24 protein-coding genes are annotated in these 24691 nt (G+C 31.8%); 13 read left to right on the top strand and 11 right to left on the bottom strand.

Going from position 1 to position 24691, the window contains the following annotated elements; all coding sequences use genetic code 11:
* Window positions 1-41 precede the first annotated feature (41 nt).
* Window positions 42-893 (top strand): sialidase family protein, encoded by an 852-nt coding sequence (locus tag FF125_RS06385; RefSeq protein ID WP_138948980.1) that lies wholly within the window; start codon window positions 42-44, stop codon window positions 891-893.
* Between the two features lie 111 nt (window positions 894-1004).
* Window positions 1005-1184, top strand: a complete 180-nt coding sequence (locus FF125_RS06390; protein WP_138948981.1) for a sialidase family protein — start codon at window positions 1005-1007, stop codon at window positions 1182-1184.
* A 36-nt stretch (window positions 1185-1220) separates the two neighbouring features.
* Here FF125_RS06390 and mazG read toward each other — a convergent pair whose 3' ends face one another.
* From mazG to ruvX, 4 genes are all read right to left on the bottom strand, one after another.
* Window positions 1221-2000: a nucleoside triphosphate pyrophosphohydrolase gene (mazG, locus tag FF125_RS06395; RefSeq protein ID WP_138948982.1), complete on the bottom strand. Its 780-nt coding sequence runs from the start codon at window positions 1998-2000 to the stop codon at window positions 1221-1223.
* Between the two features lie 183 nt (window positions 2001-2183).
* Window positions 2184-2600 carry a DUF5606 family protein gene (locus FF125_RS06400; protein WP_117884383.1) on the bottom strand — a complete coding sequence of 139 codons (417 nt, stop codon included), beginning with the start codon at window positions 2598-2600 and terminating at the stop codon, window positions 2184-2186.
* A gap of 6 nt (window positions 2601-2606) precedes the next feature.
* Window positions 2607-3185: a peptide deformylase gene (gene def, locus FF125_RS06405; protein ID WP_138948983.1), complete on the bottom strand. Its 579-nt coding sequence runs from the start codon at window positions 3183-3185 to the stop codon at window positions 2607-2609.
* Between the two features lie 8 nt (window positions 3186-3193).
* The gene (gene ruvX / locus FF125_RS06410; protein WP_138948984.1) at window positions 3194-3610 is read right to left on the bottom strand and encodes a Holliday junction resolvase RuvX; all 417 of its coding nucleotides are present in this window, start codon (window positions 3608-3610) and stop codon (window positions 3194-3196) included.
* 188 nt (window positions 3611-3798) lie between these two features.
* Between ruvX and FF125_RS06415 the strand changes: the two genes are divergently transcribed.
* Window positions 3799-4614, top strand: a complete 816-nt coding sequence (locus tag FF125_RS06415) for a 2,3,4,5-tetrahydropyridine-2,6-dicarboxylate N-succinyltransferase (RefSeq protein WP_138948985.1) — start codon at window positions 3799-3801, stop codon at window positions 4612-4614.
* Here the strand turns inward: FF125_RS06415 and FF125_RS06420 are convergent.
* Window positions 4611-5387 carry a Kdo domain containing protein gene (locus FF125_RS06420; RefSeq protein ID WP_138948986.1) on the bottom strand — a complete coding sequence of 259 codons (777 nt, stop codon included), beginning with the start codon at window positions 5385-5387 and terminating at the stop codon, window positions 4611-4613. The two genes, FF125_RS06415 and FF125_RS06420, sit on opposite strands and share 4 nt — an antisense overlap.
* Window positions 5388-5466: 79 nt before the next feature.
* Between FF125_RS06420 and FF125_RS06425 the strand changes: the two genes are divergently transcribed.
* The 9 genes from FF125_RS06425 to FF125_RS06465 all read left to right on the top strand — a co-directional run bounded on the left by FF125_RS06425 (window position 5467) and on the right by FF125_RS06465 (window position 16765).
* Window positions 5467-6225: a glycosyltransferase family 2 protein gene (locus FF125_RS06425; protein ID WP_138948987.1), complete on the top strand. Its 759-nt coding sequence runs from the start codon at window positions 5467-5469 to the stop codon at window positions 6223-6225.
* Window positions 6226-6229: 4 nt separating this feature from the next.
* The gene (locus FF125_RS06430; protein ID WP_138948988.1) at window positions 6230-7270 is read left to right on the top strand and encodes a CDP-glycerol glycerophosphotransferase family protein; all 1041 of its coding nucleotides are present in this window, start codon (window positions 6230-6232) and stop codon (window positions 7268-7270) included.
* Window positions 7271-7275: 5 nt separating this feature from the next.
* Window positions 7276-8175 (top strand): ATP-grasp fold amidoligase family protein, encoded by a 900-nt coding sequence (locus FF125_RS06435; RefSeq protein WP_138948989.1) that lies wholly within the window; start codon window positions 7276-7278, stop codon window positions 8173-8175.
* Window positions 8172-8732 (top strand): L-threonylcarbamoyladenylate synthase, encoded by a 561-nt coding sequence (locus FF125_RS06440; RefSeq protein WP_138948990.1) that lies wholly within the window; start codon window positions 8172-8174, stop codon window positions 8730-8732. The genes FF125_RS06435 and FF125_RS06440 overlap by 4 nt, the downstream gene beginning before the upstream one ends.
* Before the next feature lie 5 nt (window positions 8733-8737).
* Window positions 8738-10150 carry a CCA tRNA nucleotidyltransferase gene (locus tag FF125_RS06445; protein WP_138948991.1) on the top strand — a complete coding sequence of 471 codons (1413 nt, stop codon included), beginning with the start codon at window positions 8738-8740 and terminating at the stop codon, window positions 10148-10150.
* A 29-nt stretch (window positions 10151-10179) separates the two neighbouring features.
* Window positions 10180-11940 carry an APC family permease gene (locus tag FF125_RS06450; RefSeq protein WP_138948992.1) on the top strand — a complete coding sequence of 587 codons (1761 nt, stop codon included), beginning with the start codon at window positions 10180-10182 and terminating at the stop codon, window positions 11938-11940.
* A gap of 121 nt (window positions 11941-12061) precedes the next feature.
* A complete protein-coding gene (locus tag FF125_RS06455) occupies window positions 12062-13717 on the top strand; it encodes an ArnT family glycosyltransferase (protein WP_250629697.1) in 1656 nt (551 codons plus the stop codon).
* A 310-nt stretch (window positions 13718-14027) separates the two neighbouring features.
* Window positions 14028-15338, top strand: coding sequence for a M16 family metallopeptidase (locus FF125_RS06460; RefSeq protein WP_138948993.1), 1311 nt, complete (start codon window positions 14028-14030; stop codon window positions 15336-15338).
* Window positions 15339-15376: 38 nt separating this feature from the next.
* Window positions 15377-16765, top strand: a complete 1389-nt coding sequence (locus FF125_RS06465; RefSeq protein ID WP_175418877.1) for a M16 family metallopeptidase — start codon at window positions 15377-15379, stop codon at window positions 16763-16765.
* A gap of 46 nt (window positions 16766-16811) precedes the next feature.
* Here the strand turns inward: FF125_RS06465 and FF125_RS06470 are convergent, their stop codons facing one another.
* The 6 genes from FF125_RS06470 to FF125_RS06495 form a co-directional block, all read right to left on the bottom strand.
* Window positions 16812-17372, bottom strand: coding sequence for a pentapeptide repeat-containing protein (locus FF125_RS06470; RefSeq protein ID WP_138948995.1), 561 nt, complete (start codon window positions 17370-17372; stop codon window positions 16812-16814).
* A gap of 68 nt (window positions 17373-17440) precedes the next feature.
* Window positions 17441-18961 carry a bifunctional GNAT family N-acetyltransferase/carbon-nitrogen hydrolase family protein gene (locus tag FF125_RS06475; protein WP_138948996.1) on the bottom strand — a complete coding sequence of 507 codons (1521 nt, stop codon included), beginning with the start codon at window positions 18959-18961 and terminating at the stop codon, window positions 17441-17443.
* Between the two features lie 81 nt (window positions 18962-19042).
* The gene (locus FF125_RS06480) at window positions 19043-20182 is read right to left on the bottom strand and encodes an acyl-CoA dehydrogenase family protein (RefSeq protein ID WP_138948997.1); all 1140 of its coding nucleotides are present in this window, start codon (window positions 20180-20182) and stop codon (window positions 19043-19045) included.
* 302 nt (window positions 20183-20484) lie between these two features.
* Window positions 20485-21309 (bottom strand): hypothetical protein, encoded by an 825-nt coding sequence (locus FF125_RS06485; RefSeq protein ID WP_138948998.1) that lies wholly within the window; start codon window positions 21307-21309, stop codon window positions 20485-20487.
* A gap of 189 nt (window positions 21310-21498) precedes the next feature.
* The gene (locus FF125_RS06490; RefSeq protein WP_138948999.1) at window positions 21499-22416 is read right to left on the bottom strand and encodes a helix-hairpin-helix domain-containing protein; all 918 of its coding nucleotides are present in this window, start codon (window positions 22414-22416) and stop codon (window positions 21499-21501) included.
* Between the two features lie 20 nt (window positions 22417-22436).
* The gene (locus tag FF125_RS06495) at window positions 22437-24032 is read right to left on the bottom strand and encodes an alanine/glycine:cation symporter family protein (RefSeq protein ID WP_138949000.1); all 1596 of its coding nucleotides are present in this window, start codon (window positions 24030-24032) and stop codon (window positions 22437-22439) included.
* 169 nt (window positions 24033-24201) lie between these two features.
* Between FF125_RS06495 and FF125_RS06500 the strand changes: the two genes are divergently transcribed.
* Window positions 24202-24564 (top strand): CoA-binding protein, encoded by a 363-nt coding sequence (locus FF125_RS06500; RefSeq protein WP_138949001.1) that lies wholly within the window; start codon window positions 24202-24204, stop codon window positions 24562-24564.
* The last annotated feature ends 127 nt before the right edge of the window (window positions 24565-24691 follow it).

Genomic DNA, 24691 nt, shown 5'->3' on the forward strand with positions numbered 1-24691 from the left:
AGAGATAGGATTTAAAAATAATTAAATTCGAATAAATTAAAATGAGCAGATCAAACAAAATCTTTATAAATACCTTACTATTATTTATCATTTCAAATTCTTGGGGGCAAATAACGACAGATAAAGAAGTAGATAATACACAGCAAAATATAAATTTAAACTATCTCTTTAAAAGCGATTCAGAAGACTATAAGTGTTTTAGAATTCCTGCAATAGTGACCACAAAAGTAGGAACTTTATTAGCTTTTGCTGAAGCCAGGAAAAAAGGCTGTTCTGATACAGGAAACATTGATTTGGTCATGAAAAGGTCTGAAGATAATGGACAAACATGGAGCAACTTAATGGTAATTTGGGATGATGGCAATAATGTTTGTGGAAATCCGGCTCCAGTAGTTGATAAAATGACAGGAGCTGTACATTTATTATCAACATGGAATCTTGGTGAAGACCATGAGCGTGAAATAATTGCAGGAAAAAGTAAGGATACTAGACGTATTTTTTCTTTCAATTCTATTGATGATGGCAAAAGCTGGTCGATGCCAAAAGAGATTACAAAATCGGTTAAAAAGCAAGACTGGACGTGGTATGCCACAGGACCAGTTCACGGGATTCAGCTAGAGTATGGAAAAAATAAAGGCAGACTGATAATTCCGAGTGACCATATTGAGGGAGGATCAAAGAAATACTACTCTCATATTATCTATTCAGATGATCATGGTATGACGTGGCAATTGGGAGGGCGTACTAATCAAGATCAAGTAAACGAGTGTACTGTGGTTGAGTTATCTGATGGTAATTTGATGCTTAATATGCGGAATTATGATCGTACACAAAAAGCCAGAAAAATTGCAATTAGTAAGGATGGGGGAGCTTCATGGGAAGATATATATTGAGACAATTACTTAATAGAACCTATTTGCCAAGCAAGCCTTTTAAAAGTATCAAAAAAAAAGGAGTCAAATCTCTATTTTTTAAATCCTGCTAACGAAAACAAACGTGAGAATATGACTCTTAAAATGAGTCGAGATAATGGAGAAACTTGGTCAGTTGTTAAAACAATATTTTTGGGAGCCTCAGCATACTCAGATTTAACATTATTATTTAATGGAAACTTAGGTTTGTTTTATGAAGCTGGGAATGAAAGTCCTTATGAAGGAATAATATTTGAGGTTGTAAAATTATAACTATTAATAGAATAGTTTCTATTTGTTTCAATTAATTTATTTGAAATAAATTTTAGACTTCTCCCAATACACATCCATTTCTGCCAAGGTCATGTCAGAAAGTGCTTTACCTTCCTTTTTCGCAGCTTTTTCGAGGAATTGAAAACGATTGATAAATTTTTTATTGGTTTTTTCTAAGGCATTTTCAGGATTCACTTTTATAAATCGAGCATAGTTTATGAGCGAAAAAAGTACATCACCAAATTCACTTTCAATGTTTTCGGTATTTCCTTTTTCTATTTCGGCTTCCAATTCAAAAATTTCTTCTTTTACCTTGTCAAATACCTGATGAGGTTCTTCCCAATCAAAACCAACACCCGCTACTTTTTCCTGAATTCTACTTGCTTTGACCAATGCGGGTAAACTTTTTGGCACACCTTCTAAGACGCTCGTTTTACCTTCTTTAAGTTTAAGTTTTTCCCAATTTTGTTTTACTTCTTCTTCATCTTTTACCTCAACATCTCCATAGATATGTGGATGTCTGTGAATCAATTTATCAGAAATGCTATTGGCAACATCAGCAATATCAAATGCGTTGGTTTCTGAACCAATTTTTGCATAAAAAACAATGTGCAATAACAAGTCGCCCAATTCTTTTTTAACTTCCACAAGGTCGTTATCAAGTATAGCATCACCCAACTCGTAGGTTTCTTCAATAGTAAGATGCCTTAGAGATTCTAGGGTTTGTTTTTTGTCCCAAGGACATTTTTCTCGCAACTCATCCATTATATCTAATAGACGGTTAAAAGCTGCTAAATGTTCTTTTCTAGACAAAATTTTAGGGTATTAAGTTATTGCGTTTTAGTGGCCTTCATTTAATAATTTTATTGTCATTCAGAAGTACGAGGAATCTTTTAATCGCAAGTTTTGATTAAAAAGATTCTTCATTCCGTTACACTACATTCAGAATGACATGTTAATTAATACTTGTGAGCGATGATTGCCAACTGCTACTGAAAACTATTCTTCCTCATCATTACTATCCTCTTTAATAGAAGAGAAATCAAATTTGTTAGTAGCGAGTACATTGTACCATTGTACCACTTTTTTTATGTTAGAGGCATATACTCTTTCCTCATCATAGTTAGGAAGTACTTCGCTAAAAAATGATTTTAATTTATCGTTACTCTCTTTATGGCTAAGAGCTTCTTCATTACTCAGCTTTTCTGCCATATTTTTAAAAATGATACGCAAAGGCATTTCATCTTCATAGGTGTAAATGGCAATATCATTTAACACACTTACATTTTGCATTGCACTTACCGGAATTCTTTTTTTATCAATTAAAGACTGTACTAATAATCCGCCTTTCGTTTGTGATACAATTTCGTATAATCCTGGTTTGCCAGTAATAGCAACAATTTTCTCTAATGTCATATAATATTATTTTTTAGGAAATTTCATTCGATAATCAACGTCAATATTTCCTTTACTTATGTTATTTAATTTTTTCTTTAATAATCGTTTTTTTAATGAAGATAACTTATCTGTAAATAAAATACCTTCAATATGGTCGTATTCATGCTGAACAACTCTAGCCGCTAATCCGTCCAATTGTTCGGTATGTTTTTTAAATTTTTCATCAAAATACTCAATCGTGAGTTTTTCATTTCTAAAAACATCCTCATTAATATTGGGAATGCTTAAACAGCCTTCACTAAATGCCCATTCATTTCCTTCTTCAGAAGTGATTTTAGCATTTATAAATACTTTACTGAAACTTTTTAGAAAGTCTTGCTCTTCTTTGCTTAAGTCATCATCATCAGCAAAGGGAGTGGTGTCAACAATAAACAAACGAATGGCTTTACCAATTTGAGGAGCCGCCAAACCTACGCCACGAGCATTTTTCATGGTGGCTTTCATGTTCTCAATGAGTTCTTTTAAATTGGGATATTCTTTATCTATTTCTGTTCCTACTTTTCTCAAAACAGGATCTCCGTATGCAACTATGGGTAATACCATTTGTAAATTTAATTTTTAAGGTTGTAAAGATACGATTGTAAAATAATTGTCGCACTAATTTCGTCAATTAATGCTTTATTTTGACGTTGTTTTTTTTTGAGACCACCATCAATCATGGTTTGGAAAGCCATTTTTGAAGTAAAACGCTCATCTACTCTTTTGATCGGTATTGTAGGATGCACTTTAGTTAATCTATTGATAAACGGAATGATAAGTGCTTCGCTTTCTGAAACTTCGTTGTTCATTTGTTTGGGTTCACCTACCAAGAAAAGCTCTACTTTTTCTTGCTTCAAATAATCGGCTAAAAAGTCAAAAAAATCATGTGTAGCAACGGTTGTAAGTCCAGATGCAATCAATTGCAATTCGTCAGTAACGGCAACACCTGTTCTTTTTTTACCAAAATCTATTGCTAAAATACGAGCCATATGTGGTTAAATTTTATACAAAAATAGCTTTTATGTTATAAACAACTAAAATTATGTCGATTTTAAATGAAGGGTTTATATTTGCCTCATCAATAGTAGAATTATTATAGTTATAATGAATTGATGCAATATATCCAGTATATGGCATTTTGAATGATAACATAAGAATAAACATATAAACATAAAAAATGACCGAATTACAGAAAAATATTGAAGCAGCATGGGATAATCGTGAATTGCTTAAAGAGGATTCAACACAAAAAAATATAAGAGAAGTGGTTGCCTTATTAGACGAAGGTAAATTACGTGTAGCTGAGCCTACATCATCTGGATGGCAAGTGAACGAATGGGTTAAAAAAGCAGTAGTATTGTATTTTCCTATTCAAAAAATGGAAGTGTTGGAGGCTGGTATTTTTGAATATCACGATAAAATACCATTGAAGAAAGGCTATAAAGAAAAAGGAATTCGTGTTGTACCAAATGCAGTAGCACGTCATGGAGCCTATATTTCTAGTGGTACCATCTTAATGCCTAGTTACGTAAATATTGGAGCCTATGTAGATGAAGGTACTATGGTTGATACTTGGGCTACCGTGGGGAGTTGTGCTCAAATTGGTAAAAATGTACATTTAAGTGGTGGTGTTGGTATTGGTGGTGTATTAGAACCATTACAAGCAGCTCCAGTTATCATAGAGGATAATTGTTTTATTGGTTCTCGTTGTATTGTAGTTGAAGGCGTAAGAGTAGAGAAGGAGGCTGTTTTAGGAGCAAATGTAGTATTGACAATGAGCACCAAAATAATTGATGTAACTGGTGATGAGCCGGTTATTACGAAAGGTGTTGTGCCTGCGGGATCTGTAGTGATACCAGGAAGCTATACCAAATCTTTTAAAGCAGGTGATTATAATGTACCATGTGCATTAATAATTGGTAAAAGAAAAGAAAGTACTAATAAAAAAACATCATTGAATGATGCTTTACGTGAATATGACGTAGCAGTTTAGTGATGGCACAGCTCACGAATATGTTTGGCATGTAATATGTCTTTAACTACTTTTTTATGACGTGATTTGTTAAAGAAAACATGGGTGTAATGCCACATTTTTTCAAATACTTTTTCAAATGGTTGATTTATTAATGAAGCATATTCTTTGCTCATTATTTCAACCATTTCTTTTTTTGGACTAATTCGTGAAAAATTTTCCATTCTTTGGTCAAACGAAAGGGGTTCAAATTTCATTCTATTTAAATCTACCAAATAGAAATTATAACCGTCATTGTTTTTTACAATCAAAGTATTTCCACCAGAATGATCTAAAAAGTGAATTCCCTTTTCATGTAAAGTATATGTAAACCGTGTAAACGCCTCTAAAATTTGTTCAAATTCAGGATGATTACGTTGTTTTAGTAAATCTTTTATTGTGAAATCATAATCTAAGAATTCACTGATATAGAAACTATGTTTCAATCCAAACCATGAAAAATATTCTATATAAGCAATTGGAGTAGGTGATAAAACATTTAAACCAGAAAGCTTTTTGGTGTATTCATACGACCTTTTTGCCTTTGATTTTCTAATATATTTATAGGCAATTTGATTCATTAAAACGGGAATCTTAAATGATTTTACCACCACTGATAAATTAGGTAAATCAATTTTTTTTACGCTGTTTCTATTACCAGTTCCAAAACCATTTTTATATGAATTAAAATTTAAAATAGTTTCGACTAAATCAGCTTTTAAGGCTTTGTATTTTTGATCAATGTGCATTTTCATTTTGCAAAATTATTACAATAAATTAAATTAGTACTAAGAATTATAAAACAAATATTAAATTTGCTGTAACTGACAGAGCTTGATTAGAAAAAATAAAATAACAGCCATTATCCCTACTCTAAATGAAGAGATTCATATACAGGCTGCTATAGATTCTGTTAGCTTTGCCGATGAAATTATTGTCATCGATTCGTTTAGTCGAGATAAGACAATTGAAATTACTAAAAAAAATAAAGTCCGTGTTTTACAACGTGAATTTGATGATTTTTCTTCCCAAAAAAACTATGCTATAGAACGGGCAACACATAACTGGATATACATTCTTGATGCTGACGAACGGGTAACAGACTTGCTAAGACAAGAAATTATAGCGACACTAAATCAACCGAATGAATGTGTAGGTTTTTTTGTGTTTAGAACGTTTTATTTTTTAGGTAAAAAACTAAATTATAGTGGTTGGCAACGCGATAAAGTAATTCGACTTTTTAATAGAGAATTTTGTAAATATGATGGTGAATTGGTACATGAAACCATTGAAGCAAAGGGAAATATTGGATACTTAAAGAATAAGCTAGAACATTATTCATATCGTGGTTATGATCATTATGTAAATAAATTAAACCATTATTCAGCACTAAAAGCGAAATCACTGTTTGAAAAGGGAAAAAAAGTTACCTTGTATCATATATTAATAAAACCACCTACTCGATTTATGATACATTATATTATAAGATTAGGCTTTTTAGATGGTTTTCCTGGCTTTGTGATCTCTACCGTTCATGCCAATGGAGTTTTAACGAGATATATTAAATTGTGGATTTTAAGGAGTAAATTATAATACTATGCTACAACCAAAATTTTTATTATATGTATCTTATAAATATGGTTTTCCTATAGTTAGACCATTACAAGATGAATTGATAAAAAGGGGGTATGAAGTGGCTTGGTTTATAGAAATTGAAGAAAATAAGAAGTTTTTAAAAACAAATGACTACTTATTAAATTCTATAGAAGAAGTTTTAGAATACGATGCGGATATAAATTTAGTATCATCCAATGAAATTCCACATTTTTTTCCAGGAATAAAAGTGCAGGTATTTCATGGATTTAGTGTTGACAAAAGAAGTCATAAAAAAGGACATTTTAGAATTCGTGGCTTATTTGATTTGTATTGTACGCAAGGTCCTTCAACTACTAGAGAATTTAAAAAGTTATCCTATAAGCATAAACACTTTGATGTTATAGAAACAGGATGGTCAAAGGTTGATGATTTATTTCCAATACAAAAAAAAGAGAATAAACGACCAATAATACTTGTGGCCTCAACGTTTACTAAATCCATGAGTCTAGCTCATGATGATGACGTGTTTGAAGAGGTAAAGAGAATAATTAAATTGAATAATTGGGATTGGTTAATTACACTCCACCCTAAGATGGATATTGAAATTGTTAAAAAATTTAAATCTATTAAAGAAAAAAATGTTACTTATATAGAAAATTTAAATGATTTAGAGCCACTTAAAATAGCCGATGTAATGCTTTCTGATACTTCTTCGGTAATTACTGAATTTTTAATTCAATATAAACCAGTGGTTACTTATAAGAATAAAAATCCTAAAAGGCATTTGATAAATATAAAGACAGCGGATGAAATAAAACAAAGTATATTATCGGCTTTAGAATTACCTAAAGAATTAATGAGTAATATTAAGAGTTACGTGGATGAAATTCATCCGTATAACGACGGAAAATCAAGTGCTAGAGTTATTGATGCAACCCTTTTATTTATAAAAGAGAACAGGAAGAAACGACTAAAGTCAAAGCCATTAAATTTGATAAGAAAATATAAAATGTGTAAAAAATTTAAATATTTCAAGCTATAGTCTATATGCCAAGAATAATTTACAGAATATTAAAAAATTTTAAATTTTTACCCAATGCCACGGTACTAAAATTAAGATATAAATATTATACAGGTAAAAAATTACATCTAAAAAATCCAATTGAATTTAATGAAAAAATTCAATGGTTAAAATTGTATTATCATGTTCCGTTACTAACTCAATTAGCTTGTAAATATGAGTCTCGGGCTTATGTTAAAGAAAAAATAGGAGCACAATACCTGAATGAATTATATGGCGTTTATGACGCTCCAGATAAAGTTGAATTTGATAAATTTCCAGAACAATTTGTATTAAAAGGAGTTCATGGAAGTAGTTTAAATATTATTGTAAAAGATAAAGCAACGTTAGATGTAGCTGATGTAAAGTTAAAGATGCAAAAATGGATGCAGCATTGTCAGTATAGCAGAGTTGGTTATGAATGGGCATACAAGAATATAAAGCCCAGAATTATTTGTGAAAAATATTTGGAAGAACCTGGTAAAGATGCCATATCAGATTATAAGTTTTTTTGTTTTAATGGCGTGCCAAAATTTATTCAAATAGATATTGATAGATCTGCTGAACATATGAGATGTTATTATGATATGGAATGGAAAAAACTTCCTTTTAAATCAATTGACATGGCATTTTTAGAGGAAGATGTAGTTAAACCTTCGAATTTTGAAGAGATGAAGAAATTTGCCATAATATTGGCTGATAAACTACCATTTGTGAGAGTAGATTTTTATGCAATTAAAGGGGTTACTTATTATGGAGAACTAACATTTTATCCTAAAGATTGTAAGAAAGAGTTTACGCCAGAGAAGTACAATAAAATTATTGGTGATTATCTTGAATTACCCAAAATTCCTAAAGGTCAAAAAGTGATAACCTCTATTTCGTGAAACAAGAAATTAAACACAGTTTAGCTAAATTGATATTGGGTAAAACAATCCTTTATCCTACCGATACCGTTTGGGGCTTGGGATGCGATGCTACAAATGAAAAAGCAGTTTCCAGAATATTTGAAATTAAGAAACGTAACGAAAGTAAGAGTTTAGTCATTCTCGTTGATGGCATCGAAATGCTTAAAAAATACGTTAGTGATATACCTGAGGAAGTTGTCGAAATACTGAAGACTTCTGAAAGACCAACTACAATAATTTATAACGATCCCATCGGGTTAGCAAAAAACGTCATCGCCAAAGATAATACGGTGGCCATTAGAATTGTTAAACATGATTTTTGCCAGAAAGTAATTGAGACTCTCGGTAATCCTCTAGTCTCAACTTCAGCAAATATTAGTGGTATGCCTACCCCTAATTCTTTTAAAGAAATTGATGAATCTATTTTGGAGGCGGTTGATTATGTGGTAAATTTGCAACTTGAGAAAATTACTACTATTCCTTCTAGAATAATAAAAATTTCTGATAATGGAGCGATCGTAGTAATTAGAGATTAATATTTATGCCAGAGAACTACAAAAAAGCAATTACTTCTGAAATATTTGAATACATAGCAAAAGCTTCTAAATTACTCGGTTTAGAGAGTTATGTTATTGGTGGTTTTGTGCGTGATTTTTTATTGAAAAGAGACAGTGGAGCCAAAGATATTGATATTGTGACCGTAGGTAGTGGTATTGAATTGGCAAAACATGTAGCCAATTTATTACCAAATAAGCCAGAAGTACAAGTTTTCAAAACATATGGTACAGCTATGTTACGCTATAAAGAGGTTGAGGTAGAATTTGTAGGTGCAAGAAAAGAATCATATGCCCGAGAGAGTCGGAATCCTATTGTGGTTGAAGGCACGTTACAAGATGACCAAAATCGAAGAGATTTTACTATAAACGCAATGGCATTAAGCTTGAACGAAGGTAGTTTTGGTGATTTGTTAGATCCATTCAATGGTATGGAAGATTTATCTAATGGTATTATAAAAACACCCTTAGATCCCGATATTACTTATTCTGATGATCCTTTACGGATGATGCGTGCTATACGTTTTGCAACACAGCTAAATTTTACTATCGAAAAAAAATCTTTAAATGCGATTACAAAAAATGCAGATAGGATAGATATTATTACTAGAGAACGTATTGTAGATGAGTTGCATAAAATATTATTATCAGCAAAGCCATCGATAGGATTTAAGCTTTTAGAAAAAACACACCTTTTAGGACGGTTTTTGCCAGAATTAACGGCCTTAAAAGGCGTAGAAGAAGAAAAAGGACAATCTCATAAAGATAATTTTTACCATACATTACAGGTGGTTGATAATATTTCTGAAAAAACAGATAACTTATGGTTACGGTGGACAGCCTTATTGCATGATATTGGCAAAGCACCCACAAAACGATTTGATAAAAAGATAGGTTGGACATTTCATGGACACGAATTTGTAGGTTCAAAAATGGTTTATAAATTATTTAAACGTTTAAAAATGCCATTGAACGAAAAAATGAAATACGTTCAGAAATTAGTGTTATTGAGTTCTAGACCTGTTATTTTGGCTGAAGATGTGACTGATTCTGCGGTACGTCGTCTAATTTTTGATGCCGGTGAGGATATTGAAGATTTAATGACTCATTGCGAAGCTGATATTACAACACAAAACGCTAAAAAAAGAAAACAATACCTCAATAATTTTAGAATGGTACGTGAGAAGATAGCTGATGTAGAAGAACGTGATCAAGTACGTAATTTTCAACCACCAATTACAGGTGAGCTAATTATGAAAACTTTTAATTTAAAACCTTGCCGACAAATAGGTACCTTAAAAGAGGCTATTAAAGAGGCTATACTCGAGGGAGAAATTAAAAATGATTACGATGAGGCGTATCAATTTATGTTAAAAAAGGCTAAGGAAATAGGTATGTAAAAAACCTATTTACCAATAAATCTTTAGAGATGAAGAAAGCAACTAAATTAAGTGAATTAGCAGCTACAGCTATTAGCGGAAATGATATAAGTTCTTCCGTTTTATATGTATCTGCATTGTCCATAGCTTTTGCAGGACAGTATGCATGGATAACTTTATTAATAGTTTCATTTGTACTTTTTCTATTCCGGAAAATATATGGAGAAGTCGTAGGAGCATTACCCTTAAATGGTGGAGCGTATAATGCGTTATTAAATACCACAAGTAAGCGAACAGCTTCTTTCGCAGCAACACTTACCTTATTATCGTATATGGCAACAGCAGTTATATCTGCAAATGAAGCAATTCATTATTTGCACCATATCGTTCCCCCGATGCCAATTATCATAGCCACTATTGCTTTACTAAGTGTATTCGCCTTTTTAGTAATTGGTGGTATTTCTGAGTCTGCTAAGGTAGCGATTGGTATTTTTATCTTTCATTTAGGTTCGTTAGTTATACTTGTGGGGTTTATAGTTTTTTACTTATTTCTGAATGGTATAGAAACATTTCTTCAAAATTGGGATTGGCCCCTTGAACATGGGAGTATTACCAATGCCATATTTTTAGGGTTTTCTGCCTCCATGCTTGGTGTTTCAGGATTTGAAAGTTCTGCAAATTTTGTTGAAGAACAGAAAAAAGGGGTTTTTCCGAAAACGCTAAAAAATATGTGGATTATAGTAAGTGTTATTAATCCGCTAATGGCTGTATTTGCATTGGCTTTATTTGCATTGCCAGTGTTACAAAGTCCCGATTATCAAAATACATTATTAATAGAAATGGGTAGCCATGTAGGAGGGGAGTGGATTGCAGATTTAATTGCGGTTGATGCCTTTTTGGTATTGAGTGGTGCTGTTTTAACTTCTTTTGTAGGGGTTACAGGATTGTTAGAAAGGTTGGCTTTAGATCGTATTATGCCACCCTTTTTTCTAAAGAAAAATAAAAAAGGTAGTTCTTACAGAATCATTATTGTGTTTCTGATTTTGTCAATTTCTGTATTATTATTTACGAAGGGAGAGGTGCAACTTTTGGCTGGTGTTTATACAATTTCATTTTTATCTGTAATGGCATTATTTGGCATTGGTAATATTCTATTAAAAGTTAAAAGGAGTGAGTTACCAAGACCTGAAAGGGCTTCTTGGCTCGGTGTATTGGTGGCAATTGCAGCGGTTATCATTGCTTTAATTGGCAATATTTCAATACCACCTAAGGATAATTCACCTAGCAATGTTTCGGTGTTTTTGTATTATTTTATACCTACAATTTTGTTTGTAATGGCAATGTTGAATAGAACTTTGTTGTTGAAACTTGTATTAATATCAATTGATTACTTGTTTTCTCCAATACGTAGGTTTGTAATTTCATCTGATAGAAAAATTAGAGATGTAATAAATAAAATTAACGACCAAGAATTTGTTTTTTTTACAAGAGGAGATAATATTGCCAGTTTAAATAAAGTGATGCTTTATGTTGGTAAAAACGAACATACAAAACGCATAAAAATTGTAACCGTTTTAGGGAAAGGTGAAAGTTTACCTCCAAACCTTGAGATGGAAATTGATTTTTTAGATAGAGAGTATCCTGAAATAAATATTGATTTTGTGAAAATAGAAGGAGAGTTTACACCTAAATTAATCCAAGAATTATCTAAAAAATGGAATGTACCCGTGAATTTTATGTTTATTGGTTCTCCTGGTGATAAATTTCCATATAGAATTGAAGAATTGGGAGGCGTTCGACTTATTATTTAAAAGTTAAAAGCTGATACTCGTTCCCAATAGGTACATGAAGTCTTGAACTTATTTTCAAAAATTTATTTTCAAATTTTAGAATTAGAATTTTAGGATTGGTAATTAAGTTTAAATCTTATTTATGAAACCAGTTAACATGATAGACCTTATTAAAAAATATCCTGTTTTAAGTATTTGTTTGTTTACGGCAATTATGCTTATACCAAATTTAGATGCTATAGATGTTTCTATAATGGAAGCTAGAAATTTTATCACAGCTCGAGAAATGGTAAATGATGGTAACTGGTTCCTAACGACAATGAACGGAGAACCGCGTTATCAAAAACCGCCATTGCCAACCTGGCTTACAGCTTTTTCAGGAATACTTTTCGGAATTAAAAGTGTTTTTGCCTTACGGCTACCGTCCATTATGTTTGTAATGCTAGTTGCTATTGGCATTTTTAAAATATCGCAGTTATTAGTTAAGGATACTAAACAAAGTTTACAAAATAGTTTTATAGCTTTAACCTCTTTCTATATTATTGGAATTACAATTGAAGCACCTTGGGATATTTTTGCACATGGGTTTATGTGTTATGCCATTTATCAATTATTTCTGTTATTTGAAAAGGAAAGGGAATATTGGAAACATGCGATAATAGCGGGGTGTTTTATCGGATTTTCAATATTAAGCAAAGGTCCAGTTTCCCTATATGCATTAATGCTTCCTTTTTTATTGGCTTACGGTTTTACCTATAAATTTAAACATTTTAAAGCGAAAGTTTTATCCTATTTAAGTGTTATTCTACTAGCAGTAATTGTAGGTGGTTGGTGGTATTTATATATAAGGTTACATGACGTTGATACTTTTAATGCTATTGCTGAAAATGAAACGAATAATTGGTCTAGTTACAATGTTAAGCCCTTTTATTATTATTGGAGCTTTTTTACACAAAGTGGAATTTGGACTATTATTGCGTTTATCAGTTTGTTGTACCCCTATTTGAAATCAAGAGTAAATCATTTAAAAGCCTATCAATTTAGTTTAGTTTGGACACTTTTAGCAGTGGTGCTATTGTCAATTATTCCAGAAAAGAAATCAAGATATTTAATGCCAATGTTAATTCCATTAGCCATAAATATTGGGTTTTATATTGATTATTTAATCAGGTGTTTTAAAACAATGACCGATAAGCGAGAAACATTTCCCGTTTACTTTAATTTTGGTTTAATAGCTAGCATTGGAATTACATTCCCAGTACTAGCCTATCTCTTTTTAAAAGATAATATATCAAATCATTTGTTTACTTACATTTTTGCTTCCATAGTTCTATTTACGCTTAGTGTTCTTATTATTTTTTATTTAAAAAGGAAAAATATGAATATAGTGTTTCGATTGACTGTCCTGTTTTTTGCGAGTATATTATTGACAGCTCTACCGCTTGCCGAAAGTTTTAGGAGCACGAGCTACAATTCCATTTCTGATCTTAAAACCGAAGCAGAAAGACAGGGGTTTAAAATTTATGGGAATAATTATATTTCGCCAGAAATGATTTGGTATTTTGGTGGGAAAATACCTTTTATTTCTTTAGAGGAAGGTATAGACAAATTACCAATAGAGCATAAATTTGGACTATTGACTGCAGAGCCTTTAGATGAACGAGTTTTACTGAACTTAGGAAATAATTTTATGATACATAAAATAACAACGTATAATTTAAATAGAGTTTCAGAAACGTCTAAAAAATATAAGAATAGATTATTGAATGTTTATTATATTTTTGAAAGAAGAATGTAACTGTTCTTGTTATGTTCTAAGAAATCAAAAGAATAATTATTCAGTTCGTTTACTCTATATTTAATATTAATATCTAAAATAAATAAATTGATTCTTACTATTTTTTAACTACATCAAATAAATGATGATTTTTTTAATAGTAAAGTTAGAAGTGTTTTGAATTGATTATCAGTAGTTTATTAGCAGATCATTTGTTGTAAATCTAGTTTAGTTAGATGTGACACATTTTTTAATAAACTCCACAGAAACATTATATGTTTTCACTTATCTTTGAATATAATTGATTATTAATAAATAGGCTTTAATAGATATGAAAAAAATAATTTTCCCGATGCTGCTTTTTTGCATGTCAATCACTTTTGCTCAAATGAAGGTTGATGATGTAAAAACATTTACGCTAGAAAATGGTATGAAATTTTTAGTAGTAGAAGACTTTTCAATCCCCAATGCCAATATGTACTCATTCTATAAAGTGGGCAGTCGTAATGAACATCAGGGAATTACTGGACTTTCTCATTTCTTTGAACACATGATGTTCAATGGAGCAAAGAAGTACGGACCGAAGTTATTTGATCAAACCATGGAGTTTAATGGAGGTTCAAATAATGCATATACTACGGAGAATGTAACGGTGTACACCGATTGGTTTCCTGTTTCAGCACTCGAAACTATTTTTGATTTAGAAAGTGATCGTATTGAAAACTTAAGTATTGACCCGAACATGGTTGAAAGTGAAAGGGGAGTGGTTTTAAGTGAACGACGTACAGGTCTTGAAAATTCACCATGGAGATCATTAGGTGAAGCTGTTCAAGCAACTGCTTTTCAAGAGCATCCCTATCATTGGCCAGTTATTGGATATGAAGATGATATGAAACATTGGACTCAAGGTGATTTAGAACGCTATTTTAAAACCTATTATGCTCCTAACAATTGTGTGGTAGTCATTTCAGGTGCCGTTAAAACAGAAGAGGTAAAGCGTTTGGCAAAAAAATATATGGAACCAATACCTGCTCAGCCAGAGCCACCTAAAGTTTTTATTGTAGAACCTGCTCAAACAGGCGAAAGACGAATTACGGTTCAAAAAGATGTAGCAGCACCATATATGATGATAGGCTACCATACACCTGAAGCGAAGAATGATGATTATTACGCCTTAGATATTTTAAGTTCTATTCTTACGAGTGGTAATTCTTCTAGATTGTACAAAGCGTTGGTAGATAGTCAATTGGCAAATGGAATATTTACCGATTATGGCTTAAGCTTTGATCCTTATCTCTTTAATTTTTATGTAGTGTCAAATCAAGAAGTGTCTACGGATACTGTTGAAAAAACTATTTATGATGTACTTGATAAGATCAAAGAAGAGGGAATTACAGAAAAGGAACTTCAAAAAATTAAAAATCAGAAGTTAATGGAATTCTATAATCAAGTAGAGACTATTGATGGTAAATCGAATAATATTGGGACCTACGAACTCTTTTTTGGAGACTATAAAAAAATGTTTGATGCTCCAGCAAATTTTAATAAAGTTACGATTGATGATGTTAAACGTGTAGCAAAAAAATATTTTACTAAAAGTAACAGAACAGTTGGTGTTTTAAAAGCCAATGTTGAAGAATAATTAGTGTTAAAAAAATCAAAATCTGAATAATGAAAGCAATGCGAAAAACAACGATTTTATTTTGTTCATTACTTGTAATGGCTTTAAATATACAAGCACAATCATATAAATTACCTGATTATACAACATTTACATTGTCTAACGGACTCGCTGTTAATTTAATGGAGCAACATGACGTACCTGTAATAAGTGTGTCTGTAATATTACCTGCTGGGGCTATTTATGACAATAGCCAATCGGGTGTTGCTTCGTTAACGGCAAATGCCTTAAAACATGGAACTAAAAATTATACTAAAAGTAAATTAGATGAAGCGTTAGATTATGTTGGTGCATCTATCTCTACCTATTCAGGGAAAGAATATGCAGGTTTGTCATCAAAATTTGCCACCAAGGATGAGGAGTTGGTTTTAAATCTAATAAAGGAAATTTTAATTACTCCCACTTTTGATGTTACTGAATTTGAAAAAGCAAAGGCAAGAACATTAGTATCTTTAACTCAAGAAAAGGAAAGTCCGCGTTCTGTAATAGGAGATTATAACAATAAATTAATTTATGGTAATCATGTTTACAGTAATAAAATAAACGGGTTAGAATCTACAGTGAGCCAATTATCGGTTAATGATGTGAAAAACTTTTACAAAACACATTATTTACCAAATAATGCCGCCATTAGTATTGTTGGTGATTTTTCTACAAAAGAAATGAAAAAATCGATTTCAAAATTGTTTTCAAGTTGGAAAAAAGGTAAGACCCTTGAAAATTTAGTATCGCAACCAGTGGTTCCTTATAACGAGGCTAAGGTATTATTAGTAAATAAAGACGATGCCAAAGAAACTACGTTTTATATTGGAGGTAAAGGAATTAGTAGAAACAACCCTGATTATATTGGTATTGATATCGTGAATACACTTTTTGGAGGTAGATTTACTTCTATGTTAAATGACGAATTGAGGGTAAATTCGGGTTTAACATATGGAGCAGGTAGTCGATTTAATACGTATCGTTATAGTGGTACTTTTTACATCAGTACGTTTACAGCTCTTGAAACTACAGAACAGGCCATTGATAAAACATTAGAGGTCTTACATAATCTACATGAAAACGGATTGGATGAAAAGGGGTTGACTTCTGCTAAAAACTACGTAAAAGGACAATTTCCACCTGATTATGAGACTACAGGTCAGTTAGCTGGATTACTGTCTGAAATGTTTTGGTTTGATTTTGATAAATCGTTTATTAATGATTTTGAAAAAAATGTGGATGCCATAAACTTAACAAAAGCGAATGAAATTATTAAAACATATTTTCCTAAAGATAAACTGCAGTTTGTGCTCATAGGAAAAACAGAAGCCATTAAGGATATCGCTAAAAAATATGGAAAGGTAATTAATGTGGAAATAAAAGAGGAAATTACTGGGGAGTATTAGTCCATATCTCTAAAAAAATGAGGGTTATTCTTCAAAAGAAACCATTTTAATTTATTTTTAAATGATATTTTTTTAATAACCCTTCCAGTTGGTTGGCTGAAAACTGCCCTCCTTTTATCTTGTTTTTTTCAGGGTCAATACTAAAATTATAAGCGGTAGTAAAATCAGCTTTCTCAAGGTTTGTGTTTTCAAAGTTGGCATTTTCCAAGTTGCAATTCTTAAACTGAGCATTAGAAAGTTCAGCACCTGAAAAATCAACTTCTTTTAAACTACAATCTATAAAGTTTTGATTTTTTAATTTACGTTGGTAAAAAGAAGCAAAATCTAATTGACAATCGGTAAATGATGCAATAAAAGTAAACTTGTTTGCACTGTCAAAAGGCAGTCCTAAAAGCTTACAATTGGTAAACTCAACTTCATTAAATATGGTTGCATAAATTTTCGCAGAGCTTAAGTCGCAATCAACAAATGAGCAATCCACAAATGAAATGGAGGAGAGGTCTGTATTTGAAAAGATACAATCTATAAAAGTACAATCTTCATACTCGTCTTGAGGTAAAGGACTTGCGGTGTAATTTTTTTTCTTAAATGTTTGGCTTTCAATCATTGTTATTTAAATATTATTCAAGGTCAAAATAAAAAAATGCCACATCTTCATGTGGCATTTGAATTGGTTTATTTTTTTCTCAACTCAAAAAGGTCTTTTCGTCTGTCTTTTAAGTTTTTTACGCTTCCAAATTGATGAAGTTCACGTAATAAATCAATATCAACATCTGCTATTAAAATCATTTCGGAGTTTTGCGTTGCCTCTGCTTTTATTCCATTGGTGGGAAAGGCAAAATCACAAGGTGTAAATACCATAGATTGAGCAAACTGGATATCCATATTATGTACCTTTGGTAAATTACCAACACTACCTGCAATGGCTACATAACATTCGTTTTCAATAGCTCTTGCTTGAGCACAATTACGTACTCTTGAATAGCCATTTTGTGTATCTGTTAAAAAGGGGACAAACAAAATGTCCATACCTTCATCTGCTAATAACCTACTTAACTCAGGAAACTCTACATCGTAACAAATTAAGATACCTATTTTACCACAGTCAGTATCAAAAGTTTTTAATTGATTACCGCCAACCATTCCCCAAACTTTTGCTTCATCAGGGGTAACGTGTAATTTTTCATAACGTTCAACGGTACCATCTCTACGGCACAAATAACCTACGTTATAGAGTCTATCATCTCTCATTTCAGGTAAACTACCAGAAATAATATTGATGTTATAAGAAATAGCTAGTGAAGAAAATTTTTGAACAATAGCTTCGGTATATCCTGCCAATTCTCTGATAGCATCAGGGGTAGGCAAGTGGTTGTTACCTGCCATTAATGGAGCATTAAAAAACTCAGGGAACAAAGCGAAATCTGATCTGTATCCAGATACGGCATCAATAAAGAATTCTGCTTGTTGCAACAGTTCGTCTAGATTTTTATAAGGACGCATTTGCCATTGAATCAATCCTAGGCGGACAATTTTTTTGACGATACTTGCTTTTTTTTGTTGTTTTTCAAAATAAATATTATCCCATTCTAATAAAACAGCATAGGCGTCAGAGGCCGTATCATCCTCTAAATAATTTTTTAAAATTTTTGTAGGATGAAAATCATTTGAAATCTGAAAATTTAAAACAGGATCATGAATCTCTTTCCTCTTCACTTTATTTAAATACTCTTTTGGAGTTAATTCTTCTTTATATTTATGATAATTAGGAATGCGACCACCAAAAGCTACCCCTCTTAAATTTAAGCGTTCACAGAGCTCTTTTCGGTAATCATACAAGCGTCTACCTAAACGCATTCCTCTAAATTCAGGTTTGATAAAAACCTCAATACCATATAAAACATCGCCTTTTTTTGTATGCGTGCTAAAGGTATAGTTACCTGTAAGTTCTTTATAAGTGTTCTTTTCGTCAAATTGAGCATAATCAATGATAATTGATAATGCACAACCGGCAATTTGATTGTTAATTTTTATAACGACTTGCCCTTCAGGGAATAGTCTAATTAAAGTATTTATTTGTGACTCTTTCCAATAGCTGTTTGGCATATTGGTGTAAGAAGCAATCATTACTTCTTTAAGTTCTTGATAATCATCTAAACTTAAATAGGTTAACTCAATGTTTTCTATATCTTGCATAAACGAAGAATAAAAATTTAAGATAAAACAGTATTGATATTTTCGAGTTCCACTTTTTTTACGTGGAGTGACGAGTAATTTTTATTTTAAAATATTTCTGGCAATAACCAGTTTTTGAATTTCGGTAGTACCCTCACCAATAGTACATAATTTAGAATCTCTATAAAATTTCTCTACAGGAAATTCTTTGGTATAACCATAACCACCATGAATTTGTACAGCTTCGTTCGCTACTTTAACACATACTTCTGAGGAATACATTTTTGCCATGGCTCCAATTTTGGTAACACTTTTCCCCGTGTTTTTTAAATATGCAGCTTTGTGTAATAAGAGTTCAGAGGCTTCAATTTCTGTGGCCATATCTGCCAATTTAAAAGAAATACCTTGAAACGAACTTATTGGTTTTCCAAATTGTACACGTTCTTTCGAATATTTTAAAGCTGCTTCGTAAGCACCTTTTGCAATACCTAGACTTAGTGCTCCGATAGAAATTCTACCACCATCGAGTACCTTCAATGCTTGTACAAAACCGTTACCTTCAATACCTAATAAGTTATCTTTATGAACACGGCAATTATCAAAAATAAGTTCGGCAGTTTCAGAAGCTCTCATTCCCAATTTATCTTCTTTTTTACCAGAAGAAAAACCCTTTGTACCTTTTTCAATTACAAAAGCAGACATGCCACGTGAATCTCCTTTTTCTCCTGTTCTCGCCATAATAACAGCAACATCTCCACTTATACCATGGGTGATAAAGTTTTTTGCACCATTAAGAACATAATAATCACCGTCTTTCACCGCTGTGGTATTCATGCCACCGGCATCAGAACCTGTATTGTGTTCCGTTAATCCCCAAGCACCAATCCATTCAGCAGAAGCTAATTTAGGTAACCATTTTTTCTTTTGTTCTTCATTACCGAAGTAATTAATATGTCCTGTACATAATGAATTATGTGCAGCAATAGATAATCCAATGGATGGATCAACTTTAGATATTTCTTCAATAATAGCGATGTATTCATGATAACCTAAACCTGAGCCACCATATTCTTCAGAAACGAAAACCCCCATAAAGCCTAATTCACCAGCTTTTTTAAACAAGGAAACAGGAAATGTTTGTGCCTCATCCCATTCCATAATATGTGGACGAATATATTTTTCAGCAAATTCTTTAGCCGCTTCAGCTATATGGTTTTGTTCTTCAGAATATTCAAAATTCATAATAGTGTTTTAATTGTTTTTTCGTTTAAAGGAATTCTGTGAATTAATCTAATAGATTAATAGTTCAAAATTACTAGCTAACGAGCCCCCAAATATAGTGCTATTCTATCAAATTTATCTATGGGAAAGTCTGGTATTTTTTTTAACTGTTTTTACGTCTTAATATTTGCTAAAAAGCCCTTAGGCGTTATGAGATAACCCTAAGTTTGGAAGAAATAAAAATCCCATTTTTGGTTTTTCTAGACCTAAAATGGGATTTGAAATAAAAAAAAATACCTTAAAAGTAATTAGATTATTTAGGATTATGCAGTATATAATGAACCATTCACAACGTTGTAGTTATTTACGTGAAATTCGTTTCTATCTTTAAAGGCAATGAATGGAAGTAAACCGTCAGATGGAATTGCTTTTCTTGGTAATTTTTCATTTTGACTATCAGAAAAACCAATAGTGGCTACTCTAATGTCACTTGATGTTACTTTCTTGTTTTCAAATTCCACATTAAAAGCATCTAATAGTGTTTGATCAATTTTAATGTCAAAGGTAGAATCGGGGTCATCTAAATCTTTATGAAGTTGAATCATTTTCTCAGATAAACCAGTTGGTAATTCTTCTGCGTCTCTGAAATCATTTAGTAATTTACTTATTGTTTTTAAAAACGAAGGGTTATTTTTGAATTCATTATTTTCAACCAATGCACATACTAACATGGCATAACCAATATCTTCATTTACTTCCCAAAGTTGTGGAGCACATTGCACAACTGTAGATAGAATTACTTCACCTTCTTCCAGATTTTTAATCCATTTATCTTTTCCCATTAATGGGACTGAAATACTTTTCTTAATTAAATCTGAATTGGGGTCAAGTCGTTTATTCATAAAAGGGATTAGCCTACTAACATCGGTTGCATTAGGTATTTTACTAATATCCATTGCCACATCTTCAAATCGTAAACGATTTAAGAGTTGGTGTTTGTTTTCACCTTTTTCATATTTTTCTAAAAGTTCTTTTACATCATAACCTTGTTTTTCCATATCTTTTAGCTGCTCATATGTATAATCTTCGGTGTCAAATGCCGGAGTCATACCTTTTAATAATTTTGAAAACATACCTTTTAATCCCATAGTTTTTATTTATTTTAAATTTTAATTATAAACACGATTTACTGTTTTTTATTGTCTTGTGATAGTTGTAAAACTCTATAATAAGTCTTTAAATTCAAGGTTGAATGGAGTTGTAATTCTTTGCTATATATAATGGATAAGTAGCTTGGGATACTCAGTGTTTATAATGAATAGAAAGGTCCAGTATATTTATTTAGCCTCGAGATATAGTGCTATGCTATCAAATTTATCTATGGGAAAGTCGGGTATTTTTTTGAGTTCTTCTATCAATTGAATTTCAGCAACTTCGTCTTTATATTCGAATATTTTTTTGGTAAGTTCATAATCAATATAAACAATTGACAGTACCTCTTTAAATGTTGCCGTGTTTACATTTATTTTTGTAATTGATGGTTTTGATAATACGTTGTATCGGAGCAGAACCTTATCTGCAACCTGCTTATCTAAGTAATAAACTTCGTAGAGTTGGGTATTAAAAGAAAAACCACTTAATTTTTTACGATAGTCAATAATTCGTTTTGCTAATTTTTCACCTATACCGTTAATTGATTTCAACTCTTCAGCTGTTACAGAATTTAAATCGCCAATTACAATAGCTTTATTTTTATCTTCTGTAGTTGAATTATCAGCGGTACTTGAAATAGTACGCTCTTTTTCCTTCCATGTATTAGATTTTTTTTTAGGATTTGTAATCCAATCTGGAAATTTAAAATACGGAGCGATTACGGCCAGTAAGCTGTCTGATATTTTTGTTATTTCTTGAAATTGTTTGGCGGAATTTACAAATTTACCTGCTGCTCGATGTGCTAATAATCTGTCAATTTCGTCAATATTAAGCCCTAATTGATATCCTTTAGCATCGGTTAAATAACTTGGATTAAACGGGTATATTTTTGGAATAGATTTGTTTTCTTTTTCGGCTATTTTAATTCTTTTAATAGAATCAATTTTATGTTGAATCTGTATGATTTCCATACTATCTATGGAGTCCTTATTTTCAAATTTGGGGATAACAAAAAAATATATAAGTTGAAGGGTAATTATAATTAATGCCAAAAAGAAAATCCCATTCCGTTGGCTTTTGTTAAACCAGAAATGGGATTTCATATTATATTGTTTTTATACTATTAACTTTCTTTTCTTGACTTGATTGCTGCAAGGTATTTATTTAATTCTTGTTTTACTTTTGGAGCTAAAATTATCAATCCAATCATATTTGGAACCATCATAGCAAATATCATTGCATCTGAAAAACCTATTACTGATCCAAGACTAGCAGCAGAACCAATTACTACAAAAATACAGAATAATAGTTTGTAAACATATTCCATCTTTTTTGATCTTCCAAAAAGGTAAGCCCAACCTTGAAATCCATAATATGACCATGAGATCATTGTGCTAAAAGCAAATAATACAACGGCAATAGTTAGAACATAAGGAAACCACGATATTGCAGATTCAAAAGCTCCAGAGGTTAGTAAAATAGCTTGAGCGTCATTTAAAGAAGCGTTTTCAGCAGTTACATTTCCTGTGATAATTAGTACTAAAGCAGTCATAGTACACACAACTACAGTGTCGATAAAAGGTTCTAATAATGCAACCATACCTTCAGATGCTGCATATTTTGTTTTAACTGCTGAATGGGCAATTGAAGCAGAACCAACACCAGCTTCATTTGAGAAAGCTGCACGTCTAAATCCTTGCACTAAAACACCTATTGCACCACCAGCAACCCCTTCAGGGCTAAAGGCACCATTAAATATTTGCATAAATGCGGCACCAATCATATCGTAATTAGCGATGATAACGAATAAAGAAGCTGTAACATAAATTACAACCATAAAAGGAACAATTTTATCTGTAACCTTTGCTATTTTTTTAATCCCTCCGATTATTACAATTCCTACAAGAACAGCCATTACAATTCCGAACAACCATCCTCTACCATGTAAAAAAGAGGCATCACCACCAGTAATATTTTCAACGAGTTGAAAAGCCTGATTTACTTGAAACATATTACCACCACCAAAGGATCCGCCAATTACAAATACGGCAAAAACTCCAGCCAATACTTTACCTAAACCACCAAGACCTTTCGATTTAAGTCCTTTGGTTAAATAGTACATCGGTCCGCCATATACAGTACCATCGGCTTCAATATCTCTATATTTAACACCAAGTGTACATTCAACAAATTTTGAAGCCATACCTAAAAGTCCGGCAACAATCATCCAAAAGGTAGCACCAGCACCACCAATAGAAACGGCTATAGCGACACCAGCAATATTACCTAACCCGACAGTCGCTGAAAGAGCCGCAGTCAACGCTTGAAAGTGAGATACTTCTCCTTCATGGCCTTCAACTCTTATGGTATCAGGATTATCTTCTTCATCCGTAAATTCTAGTTTAGCCATTTCAACCTTATGATTTTTTCTCTCTTCAAGGTCGTCGTACTTTCCTCTAACAATATTAATTGAAGTCCAAAAACCTCGAACATTTATAAGATTAAAATAGAAAGTAAAATAAGTAGCACCAAGTATAAGTGGGAATAATACCCAATAGACTGAAATTTGATCAGTAAAAGGGATTTGATAAAAAATGAACTCAACAAACCAACCCGTAGCATTACCAAAAATGCGATCAATTTTTTCATCTACACCTTCTTGTGCAAAAATGGCAATTGGAGTTAACAAAAATATAAAGTTTAGTAGCTTTTTATTCATAATAAATGGAGTTGATTTTTATAATTTAATCTGCAATATCTTAAAAAAAATGGAGTTAATGAAAGTTTTAAGAGTAAAAATTATTATTACTTCAACAGGTACCAATTTAAATATGGAAAAAAGTTGTATATTATAGCATAAAATTTAAACTAAATGCCAAATCTAATTTATGAGTAAAAAAACATTAGTCCTTGGTGCTTCTACCAAACCCAGCAGGTATTCTTATGTAGCCATCAAAAGATTTTTAGAAAAAGATATTGAAGTAAGAGCGATTGGATTAAGAAGTGGGTCAGTGGGGCCAGTTCCAATTGAAACAGATAAGCCCGATTTTAAAGACATTGATACGGTTACTTTATATTTGAACCCAAGAAGGCAAACAGAGTATTATAATTATATTATATCGTTAAAACCTAAACGGGTAATATTTAACCCTGGTGCTGAAAATGAGGAGTTTGTTGAATTGTTAACAAAGAATAATATTAAAGCTGAAGTAGCATGTACTTTAGTAATGTTGTCTGTTGATGCATATTAAGAGGTCAGAAGGTCACGAGCTTCGAGTTAAATAGTTTCAGTTTTATCTTTGTGTTTTTTTTAAACATATCTTTTTATTAGAATACTTATTTCAAACTTAAAATTTTTAAGTCCTCAGTCTTCTGGTC

Source organism: Aureibaculum algae (assembly GCF_006065315.1).
Classification (GTDB): Bacteria; Bacteroidota; Bacteroidia; order Flavobacteriales; family Flavobacteriaceae; genus Aureibaculum; species Aureibaculum algae.

Bases quoted from the DNA above. Each gene is read 5' to 3' on its own strand.
- FF125_RS06485 (WP_138948998.1), bottom strand. From the start codon at position 21,309: ATGGGATTAAAAGGTATGTTTTCAAAATTATTAAAAGGTATGACTCCG.
- ruvX (WP_138948984.1), bottom strand. From the start codon at position 3,610: ATGGCTCGTATTTTAGCAATAGATTTTGGTAAAAAAAGAACAGGTGTT.
- FF125_RS06470 (WP_138948995.1), bottom strand. From the start codon at position 17,372: ATGATTGAAAGCCAAACATTTAAGAAAAAAAATTACACCGCAAGTCCT.
- FF125_RS06415 (WP_138948985.1), top strand. From the start codon at position 3,799: ATGACCGAATTACAGAAAAATATTGAAGCAGCATGGGATAATCGTGAA.
- FF125_RS06460 (WP_138948993.1), top strand. From the start codon at position 14,028: ATGAAAAAAATAATTTTCCCGATGCTGCTTTTTTGCATGTCAATCACT.
- FF125_RS06445 (WP_138948991.1), top strand. From the start codon at position 8,738: ATGCCAGAGAACTACAAAAAAGCAATTACTTCTGAAATATTTGAATAC.
- FF125_RS06400 (WP_117884383.1), bottom strand. From the start codon at position 2,600: ATGACATTAGAGAAAATTGTTGCTATTACTGGCAAACCAGGATTATAC.
- FF125_RS06420 (WP_138948986.1), bottom strand. From the start codon at position 5,387: ATGAAAATGCACATTGATCAAAAATACAAAGCCTTAAAAGCTGATTTA.
- FF125_RS06490 (WP_138948999.1), bottom strand. From the start codon at position 22,416: ATGAAATCCCATTTCTGGTTTAACAAAAGCCAACGGAATGGGATTTTC.
- FF125_RS06500 (WP_138949001.1), top strand. From the start codon at position 24,202: ATGAGTAAAAAAACATTAGTCCTTGGTGCTTCTACCAAACCCAGCAGG.
- FF125_RS06385 (WP_138948980.1), top strand. From the start codon at position 42: ATGAGCAGATCAAACAAAATCTTTATAAATACCTTACTATTATTTATC.
- FF125_RS06475 (WP_138948996.1), bottom strand. From the start codon at position 18,961: ATGCAAGATATAGAAAACATTGAGTTAACCTATTTAAGTTTAGATGAT.
- FF125_RS06430 (WP_138948988.1), top strand. From the start codon at position 6,230: ATGCTACAACCAAAATTTTTATTATATGTATCTTATAAATATGGTTTT.
- FF125_RS06435 (WP_138948989.1), top strand. From the start codon at position 7,276: ATGCCAAGAATAATTTACAGAATATTAAAAAATTTTAAATTTTTACCC.
- def (WP_138948983.1), bottom strand. From the start codon at position 3,185: ATGGTATTACCCATAGTTGCATACGGAGATCCTGTTTTGAGAAAAGTA.
- FF125_RS06480 (WP_138948997.1), bottom strand. From the start codon at position 20,182: ATGAATTTTGAATATTCTGAAGAACAAAACCATATAGCTGAAGCGGCT.
- FF125_RS06390 (WP_138948981.1), top strand. From the start codon at position 1,005: ATGACTCTTAAAATGAGTCGAGATAATGGAGAAACTTGGTCAGTTGTT.
- FF125_RS06450 (WP_138948992.1), top strand. From the start codon at position 10,180: ATGAAGAAAGCAACTAAATTAAGTGAATTAGCAGCTACAGCTATTAGC.
- FF125_RS06465 (WP_175418877.1), top strand. From the start codon at position 15,377: ATGCGAAAAACAACGATTTTATTTTGTTCATTACTTGTAATGGCTTTA.
- FF125_RS06495 (WP_138949000.1), bottom strand. From the start codon at position 24,032: ATGAATAAAAAGCTACTAAACTTTATATTTTTGTTAACTCCAATTGCC.
- FF125_RS06455 (WP_250629697.1), top strand. From the start codon at position 12,062: ATGAAACCAGTTAACATGATAGACCTTATTAAAAAATATCCTGTTTTA.